The 7,866-nt window shown below is 63.2% G+C and carries 9 protein-coding genes (1 of these 9 cut by a window edge); 6 read left to right on the forward strand and 3 right to left on the reverse strand.

The genetic code is table 11. The features are described 5' to 3' along the window. Positions 1 to 84 precede the first annotated feature (84 nt). Positions 85 to 300, forward strand: coding sequence for a hypothetical protein (locus OKW44_RS30845; RefSeq protein WP_018418669.1), 216 nt, complete (start codon positions 85 to 87; stop codon positions 298 to 300). Positions 301 to 323: 23 nt separating this feature from the next. Next, on the forward strand, positions 324 to 812 hold the full coding sequence (locus OKW44_RS30850; RefSeq protein ID WP_239499014.1) for a CHAD domain-containing protein: 489 nt from the start codon (positions 324 to 326) through the stop codon (positions 810 to 812). Between the two features lie 15 nt (positions 813 to 827). Here OKW44_RS30850 and OKW44_RS30855 read toward each other — a convergent pair whose 3' ends face one another. After that, the gene (locus OKW44_RS30855) at positions 828 to 1,187 is read right to left on the reverse strand and encodes a hypothetical protein (RefSeq protein ID WP_018418667.1); all 360 of its coding nucleotides are present in this window, start codon (positions 1,185 to 1,187) and stop codon (positions 828 to 830) included. Between the two features lie 211 nt (positions 1,188 to 1,398). Here OKW44_RS30855 and OKW44_RS30860 point away from each other — a divergent pair, with 211 nt between their 5' ends. Beyond that, the gene (locus tag OKW44_RS30860; protein ID WP_018418666.1) at positions 1,399 to 2,580 is read left to right on the forward strand and encodes an FUSC family protein; all 1,182 of its coding nucleotides are present in this window, start codon (positions 1,399 to 1,401) and stop codon (positions 2,578 to 2,580) included. Here the strand turns inward: OKW44_RS30860 and OKW44_RS30865 are convergent, their stop codons facing one another. After that, positions 2,581 to 2,712: a hypothetical protein gene (locus tag OKW44_RS30865; protein ID WP_018418665.1), complete on the reverse strand. Its 132-nt coding sequence runs from the start codon at positions 2,710 to 2,712 to the stop codon at positions 2,581 to 2,583. Between the two features lie 55 nt (positions 2,713 to 2,767). On the opposite strand from OKW44_RS30865, the gene OKW44_RS30870 reads away from it, so the two are divergent. After that, positions 2,768 to 3,832 carry an efflux transporter outer membrane subunit gene (locus tag OKW44_RS30870; protein ID WP_343219815.1) on the forward strand — a complete coding sequence of 355 codons (1,065 nt, stop codon included), beginning with the start codon at positions 2,768 to 2,770 and terminating at the stop codon, positions 3,830 to 3,832. A 16-nt stretch (positions 3,833 to 3,848) separates the two neighbouring features. On the opposite strand, the gene OKW44_RS30875 is transcribed toward OKW44_RS30870, so the two are convergent. Further along, on the reverse strand, positions 3,849 to 4,298 hold the full coding sequence (locus OKW44_RS30875) for a hypothetical protein (RefSeq protein WP_035470484.1): 450 nt from the start codon (positions 4,296 to 4,298) through the stop codon (positions 3,849 to 3,851). Positions 4,299 to 4,982: 684 nt separating this feature from the next. Between OKW44_RS30875 and OKW44_RS30880 the strand changes: the two genes are divergently transcribed. Continuing rightward, a complete protein-coding gene (locus OKW44_RS30880; protein ID WP_018418662.1) occupies positions 4,983 to 6,605 on the forward strand; it encodes an NAD(P)/FAD-dependent oxidoreductase in 1,623 nt (540 codons plus the stop codon). Between the two features lie 113 nt (positions 6,606 to 6,718). After that, positions 6,719 to 7,866, forward strand: partial view of an SGNH/GDSL hydrolase family protein gene (locus OKW44_RS30885; protein WP_018418661.1) — the 5' portion only. The gene runs 133 nt beyond the window's last position; only the first 1,148 of its 1,281 coding nucleotides appear in the window; the start codon lies at positions 6,719 to 6,721; its stop codon lies off the right edge, out of view.

The following is a 7,866-nucleotide window of genomic DNA, read 5'->3' on the forward strand; positions in this document are numbered from 1 at the left end:
CTGGAGGAGTGGTCTGTGTCGACCTAGTATAAACCAACCGACCGGTCGGTTAATAAATTTTTTTGTGAAGAGGCGTTTGGGGCTTTGTCGGTTGCCGTGTATGTCAAACCCAAAACCAAGGCCAAGCGAGTGCTCGCGGGATCGACGCTTGCACATGCAGGGGCCAATGGGAATGCGGACGAAGTCTCGGCTGTCCGCCAGGCGCGCGAGCGGATCGCCGTCAACAACCGGCAGCGGGCGGCAGCCGCGGTCGAGTCGGTTCGCTACACCGGCTGGTTCTCCAACTCGCGCTCTGGTTAAACCGGAAGGGCCGGCAAGACGGGATGTCCGACAAGCAGCGCGAGGGGATTGGCAGGCGCGCCGGGCAGTTCGCCGCGCAAGTCGTTCGCCGCCGGCACAGGAAACTGATCAAACGTGGCAAGGCTCGCCGATCTCGACGATCACTGTCGCCACCGCGCCCGCATTGCCGCGAGACAGTGCGACACGCGACCGAGTTTTTCGCGTCGCTGTGCGCGAGGCGCGCCGTCCGGCATTATGTCGACGCGTTGATCGAGCTCCAGGATGATCTGGGCTGGCGCAACGATGCCGTTGTCGCCGACCAGCTCCTGAAGCCGTTGCCACCAGCATCGCCCGAAGCGGCCTCGGGCGCAGTCTTCGCGCGAGGTTATCTCGCTTCACGCGTCGCTGCCGATCATCAGACAGTGAAGAAGCGGTGGAAACGCTTCAGGCGCCTCCCGCCACCGCACCAGGCGCGCCTGTGGCTCAAAGGGGAAGAGTCCGCTTCGCAGCTTGTGGACGTTGGACGCTTTTGACAGGCAGTGGCTCGCTCAACCCTCCGTTGGTCGTTGCTGTGGCTTCTTACTACGGGTCGTGTTGTCCGTCTCGCGCAGCGCCGCGTTTGCCCTGACTAACAATGCTGCATCGTGGTCACGCAGCACTGCGTCGACTGCGTCGAAGGCCTTCTTTAGCTCCTTTTTTCCAGGCTTCGTTGAATCGTCGCCTTCCGATATGGCGTCAGCTTCCTTCTTCAACCGCTTGACGAGTTTCGCAGCAAACCGGCTATCGAGCGATCTGTTCTGGACGAACTCCTTGATCTGTATGGTCAACGCCACCAACGCCTGTTCAGTTGTTTCATTTGAGGTTTCATTTGAGTCGCTGGCATTGTCAGAAAACGATTTCTTCCCCATCAGAATTCTCCAAAGTGTATTTACTCTCAGCGAGCAGCGGCGAAGACAGAGCGTAAAGTTGCGAATCGGAATGCCTGAGAGTATCACTTCGTGAATCTGCGCGATCACTGCCTCAGCTTGTGTCTGTCTCGTCCCTCGGCAAATCCATAGGAAGTGAAGATCATCAGTCACGCGCGCCTACGCATTTATACGGCAGGGCATTCACACGATCATGCTGACCTGCGTGATCGTCGCACTGCCGAGCCTCGGCGCATCGACGCAGCGCGCGTTGCTGCGGCTGGCGGGGGCTGTCATCGGCAGTGCGCTCGCACTGTTCATGGTCGTGTCCGTGATTCCGCATCTCGACGATATTGTCGGCCTGCTGCTGATCATGTTGCCCGTCGTCGCGTTCGCGGCGTGGATAGCGGCTGGGTCCGAGCGGATCGGCTACGCAGGCATCCAGCTGATGTTCACCTTCTCGCTCGCGCTGCTCGAACGATTCGGCCCAACCACGAATCTCACTGAAATCCGCGACCGGTTGGTGGGCATTCTGCTGGGCGTTGGCGTGGCGACCTTCGTGCAGACGTCGTTCTGGCGCGAGGGCGAAGGTGACGTGCTGCGGCAGAAGCTGGCGACCATGTTGCGCGCGATTGCCGCACATGTGAGCGCATCGCATGCAGACGCCGACAGGCGCGATGAATTGCCCTACGCTCAGGGCCAGTTGCAGGCGTGGGCTGTGCTGGCCGATTGCGAGGCGACGCTCTCGCGCGTTGCGCTCGAGCCGGGCTGGCAGGAGACGGAACAGACGCAACTGACGTTGCGCGCACAAACGGTTCTCGCGCAGGGGCGCGAGATCATGCTGGCGGGCGATGCGTTGCGCAACACGCTGGTTGCGCAAGCGGGATCGTGGAGCCCACCAACGATCGATGCAGTGCGCTCGACCTGGGAACAGGCGTTCGCCGAACTCAACCGATACGCGGATGAACTCGCGGCCAGCCCGCCCGACGCCCGCGCGCCGCGCCGCATGGAAATCGCCGCGCGAGCCGCCGAACCGGCCCAACTGCTCGACATGCCACTCATCGCTGCAGCGGAACATCTGGCACGGCAGGTCGCCGGGTTGCCGGACCGCGCGTCGTGGCACCCGTTAAGGCGCCTGCTTCTCGGGCCTCACGAACATGAAAGCGCAATCAGTGTCTCGCGTGTCGTCCAGGCATGGCACTGCCTTCCGCGTCGCGGGATGGCTGTGCGGCAGCCTGGTGGGGTGTGCGCTGATCCATCACAACGGCACGCGCCATCCTGCGATTTCGCCGGAACAGATCAATCTCGCCGACGACATCCATCTCGCGCGCGATGGATGGCCGGCCGCGCGCTGGTGGACGCGCCATCACGATGCGCAACTCAGTGCGCTGATTGATCAGGCGCTAAGCGATGCGCCGACGATGGTGATCGCGCGCACGCGCGTGGCCCAGGCGAGGTCGGATGTCGAGCTTGTCAGAACGGGGTCGAGTCTTAGGTCGTGGCGCTTGCGCTGCTGAATCGCGAGCATGTTTCCGCGAACGGCTTCATCGGCCCGTTTGCGATGAACGAACCGGCGTTGGGGGCTGACGGGCCCGTGGTACACCGAGGGCGTCGTCGGACTTGGCGCAAGTCTCACCGTCGACATCTGGGGCAAGCAGCGCGCGCAGGTCGCGGCGTCGCTCGGCGTGAGCAATGCGCGGCTCGCGGAGACGTCCGCCGTCGAACTCGAAATCTCGACGGATGTCGCGCGGCTTTACTACGGCATTCAGACGACTTACCAGCTTCTCGATCTGCTGGACGAATCGCATGAAGTGGCGGAGTTCTCGGTGAAGGCACACGAAGCTCGTGTGGCGCGGGGCCTCGAAGCCCGCACGCTACTGGAAGAAGCAAGAACTGAGCAATTGGCCATCGAACAGCAGACTGTGGCGGCGCAAGGACGGATCCGGCAGTTTCGCGAATCGATGCGAGCGCTGGCGGGCGCGGGACCCAACGGCTTGCCAGCGATCGAGCCCGTCGCGCTGCCGCGCTCGAAGGCGGCTTTACCGACGACGCTTTCATACGAACTCCTTGCCCGGCGGCCCGACCTGCACGCGATGCGATGGTATGTAGAGTCATCGTTCGACCGGAACGACGCAGCGAAAGCGGCGTTCTACCCGAGCTTCGACATCAAGGCGTTCTTCGGTTTCAACGCATTGCATCTCGCCGACCTCTTCACGCATGCAAGCCAGCAGATCAACCTGATCCCGGGCCTGTATCTGCCGATCTTCGACGGCGGCCGGCTCAACGCCAACCTGAGCGGAGCGCGCGAGGGCAGCAACCTGTTGATCGAGCAGTACAACCAGGCGGTTCTCAACGCAGTACGCGATGTTGCGCAGACGGGCAGCCGCCTGCAGGCGCTCGATGCGGAGGCCGAATTGCAGAAGCAGCGGATCGAATCGGTTGCGTTCGCGAGGGACAGCGTCGAAGCCTATTATCAACGAGGTCTGACGAGCCGGCTCGCGGCGCTCGAAGCGCGCCAGCAGGTGATCGCCGAGCAGCTTGCACTGCTCACGCTCCGAGGGCAGATGCTCAGTCACGAAATTGCGTTGACCAAGGTGCTCGGCGGCGGGTATCGCGCCGAAGCACCCGTCGAACTCATGCCGCGCTGAACGGTGCGAGCGGGCATCAATCCAGTTGCGCGCGAAGCGATGCAAACTCCGCGCGGCATGCGTCGCTGAAGTTGTTGAGGATATCGACCGAGCCGTCCGCAAGCATCTCGCGAATCTCGAGGAAGGACTTGTCCGGCGCGAGGTAGGTGTCGACGATCTTGCGTCCGATGACGTCGGCTTCGTCTGCGACTTCGCGTGAAGACTGGATCCGCATCCGGCCGATTTTAGCGTAGAGGCTGCCAACCGAGTTCAGATCCGGCTCGTTGTGTTGCAGTGCGTCAACGTAGCACCTGGTCGCCTCCTCGATGAACTCCTTGTAGAGTTCCTGACGCCGGACGCGGTCATGTGCCCGCCACTCCGCGCGAACCTGGGTGCGTTGGGTCAGCCATGAAGCCAGAACCGAAGTGAGGCCGCCGATTGCAGCGCCCACGAGTGCAGCCAGTGCGGAAATGATCGATGCATTCATGGAGCTGCCGCTCATTGCTGTTTGCGATCATCCATATTAGCGCCCGCGCGCGCATTTCCTGGGAGTAGTGCCAAGACTGTGAGCCAACAGGGTGAAGAAGACCGGTCCCGCGGTACCTGCCAGCAGGTGCGACCGGCAGGCTGACTAGGCTTGGGATCGCAGCCGCCGAAGGGCTAGTCCGGTCCGAAAGCTGGCGTTGGGTCTTGTGAGGCCGGACGGGTGGTCAGGGTCGAACTGAGACGATCGCGTGATTTGGTTCTGTGCGGCCGCAAGCTGATACCGGCGTAACGCGGTCTAATGGCTGTCGGCGGAACAAACCAACGGAGCACGGCTTCCGGTCTGGAAGATATACGAACCTCCAGCAACGGCGGTCCCGATTGATGCGCGTCCGCAAATGCTCAAGTTTGTTGTCAAGTAGCCCGGAATTGCTCAAGTTAGCTGACAAGCCGCGTCGAGCGCTCATGGCAAGGTGAGCGCTAAATTATTGATTTATAGGGCCCGGCGCTCAGCTTAGATGACAAGCGATAGGGCTGATAGCTCAATGGGGGCGTCGAAGCATGCATGCTGGTTTTGCCCGGTTTCGACGGGCCGGCGCTTCATGACCGGCCGTCACCCCGCGTCGACACTTACCGGTAAAATTGCGAATTGGCCGCGATTTGCGGCCCACTTGCATCTCCGGTACTCATGTTACGTCTAAGCGAAATCAAACTCCCGCTCGATCATCCCGAAAGCGCCCTCGAAGCCGCCATCCGTGCGCGCCTCACGGAACTCGGCGTGGCGCGGGACGGGCTCATCCGGTACACCGTGTTTCGCCGCGCGCACGACGCGCGCAAGCGCGCCGACATCAAGCTCACCTATATCGTCGATGTCGAGGTAAAGGATGAAGGGGCCGCGCTGAAACGGCTCGCCGACGTGCCGCATTGCGGCGTGACGCCCGACATGAGCTACAAGTTCGTCGCCGAAGCGCCCGCCCAACTGAGCACGCCGCGTCCGGTCGTCATCGGCATGGGGCCGTGCGGACTGTTCGCGGGCCTGATCCTCGCGCAGATGGGCTTCCGCCCGATCATCCTCGAGCGCGGCAAGGCCGTACGTGAGCGCACCAAAGACACGTTTGGCCTGTGGCGCAAATCGGTGCTGAATCCCGAGTCGAACGTGCAGTTCGGCGAAGGTGGCGCGGGCACCTTTTCGGACGGCAAGCTCTACAGCCAGATCAAGGACCCGAAACACTACGGCCGCAAGGTGCTCGACGAATTCGTGCGGGCCGGTGCGCCGGAGGACATCCTGTACCTGAGCCGGCCGCATATCGGCACGTTTCGTCTCGTCAGCATGGTCGAGAAGATGCGCGCGAGCATCCACGAGTTGGGCGGCGAAGTGCGCTTCGAAGCGCGTGTCGAGGACATCGACATCGACAACGGCCAGGTGCGCGGGCTGACGCTGTCGACCGGCGAGACGCTGCGCTGCGACCACGTTGTACTGGCGGTCGGCCATAGCGCACGCGATACCTTCCAGATGCTGTACGACCGCGGCGTTCACGTCGAGGCGAAGTCGTTTTCGCTCGGTTTCCGGATCGAGCATCCGCAAGGGGTGATCGATCGGAGCCGTTTTGGGAAATTTGCCGGTCACAAACAGCTCGGCGCAGCCGACTACAAGGTAGTGCACCACTGCAGCAACGGGCGAGCGGTCTATAGCTTCTGCATGTGTCCCGGCGGCACCGTGGTGGCGGCCACGTCGGAGCCGGGGCGCGTCGTCACAAACGGCATGAGCCAGTACTCGCGCGCGGAGCGCAACGCGAACGCGGGCATCGTGGTGGGCATTACGCCAGACGACTACCCGGGCGGGCCGCTCGCCGGCATCGCGTTCCAGCGCAAGTGGGAGGAGCGGGCGTTCGAGCTCGGTGGCGGTAACTATATGGCTCCAGGGCAGTTGGTCGGCGACTTCATCGCGGGGCGGCCGTCCACTTCACTCGGCTCGGTCGTTCCATCGTACAAGCCGGGCGTGCGGCCAACCGATCTCAGCACCGCGCTGCCCGACTACGCGATCGAAGCGATTCGCGAAGCGCTGCCACAGATGGAGAAGAAAATCGCCGGTTTCGCGATGCATGATGCGGTGCTGACCGGCGTTGAAACGCGAACTTCGTCGCCGGTACGCGTGCGTCGCGGCGACGACTACCAGAGTGTCAACGTCAACGGGCTGTATCCGGCGGGCGAGGGTGCGGGGTATGCGGGCGGGATCTACTCGGCGGCAATCGACGGAATCGAGGTCGCCGAAGCGGTCGCGCTGAAGATCATGAGTCAGCAAACGGCGTGAGTCCGAGCCGGCACAGCCGCCGGGCGCCGGGGTAGGCGCACCTGCCTGCGATTGCCGGCGATTGCCGCGTCGTTCGGGCAAAATGCGCGTTTCGCCTCGAACCGATCCTCCGAATGACCAATCGCACCCTGGCTGCCGCATGCGGCGCGGCGCTGCTTGCCCAATTTGCCCCGTTTGTAGTTTCATCGAGTGCGTTCGCTGCCGAAGCGCCCGAGCATTGGGTCGCCGTTTGGGCGACCGCGCTGCAACCGATTCCACAGCGGGTCGAGTTGCCACCGCTGTATCGCGCGCCGGAAGTCGCCGGGCGCACCGTTCGGCAAATCGTGTATCCGACGTTGTCGGGGAGGGTGGCGCGAATTCATCTGAGCAATGCGTACGGCAAGACGCCTCTCGTCATCGACGAACTGCGCATCGCGCGCTCGGCCGATGGCTCGGCAGCGGTCGAGGGCGCCGGCAGTCGGGTGACGTTTGACGGTAAGGGCGCGGTCAGCGTTCCGCCTGGCGGCGAGGTGGACAGCGATCCGGTCGCGATCGATGTCGTCGAGGGCGCGCCATATGCGATCAGTGCGTTCATGGGACCGGAGCAGCGGATCGTCGCATGGCACCGAGTGTCGAATCAGGTGAATTATGTGTCGGGGCCCGGCAATCACACCGCCGACGCGTCCGCCACGGCGTTTCGCGGCCGCTTCACGCAATATGTGTGGGTCACGGGCTTGTCGGTGGAGGCGGCGGCACCGTCGCTTGCCGTGGCCGCCATCGGCGACTCGATCACCGACGGCATGCGCTCTACCCTCAACCAGAACCGTCGCTGGCCGGATGCGCTGGCTCGGCGGCTGGCGGCGAGCGGCGCGCAGTCGACCGCGATCGTGAATCTCGGCATCAGCGGCAACCGGCTCCTGAGCGACTCGCCTTGCTATGGCGACGCGCTTGCGAGCCGCTTCGAGCGCGACGTTTTGCGACGTCCAGGCGTCAAAGCGGCGATCCTGCTGATTGGCATCAACGACATCAACTTTGCGGCAATGCCACCTCATGGCGGGCTCGACTGCGATTTTCCTCATACGTCGGTCACGGCTGCCGATCTGATCGCCGGTTACCAGCGAGTGATCGCGGCCGCGCGGCGCAACGGTGTCAAGATGTTCGGCGCGACGCTGACGCCGGCGTCGCTGCCACAGGAGCGGGAAAACATCCGACTCGCGGTTAATCAGTGGATCCGAACTAGTCGTGCTTTCGATGGCGTCGTCGACTTCGACGCGGCGTTGCT

The organism is Paraburkholderia lebeckiae (genome assembly GCF_050436325.1).
GTDB lineage: Bacteria > Pseudomonadota > Gammaproteobacteria > Burkholderiales > Burkholderiaceae > Paraburkholderia > Paraburkholderia tuberum.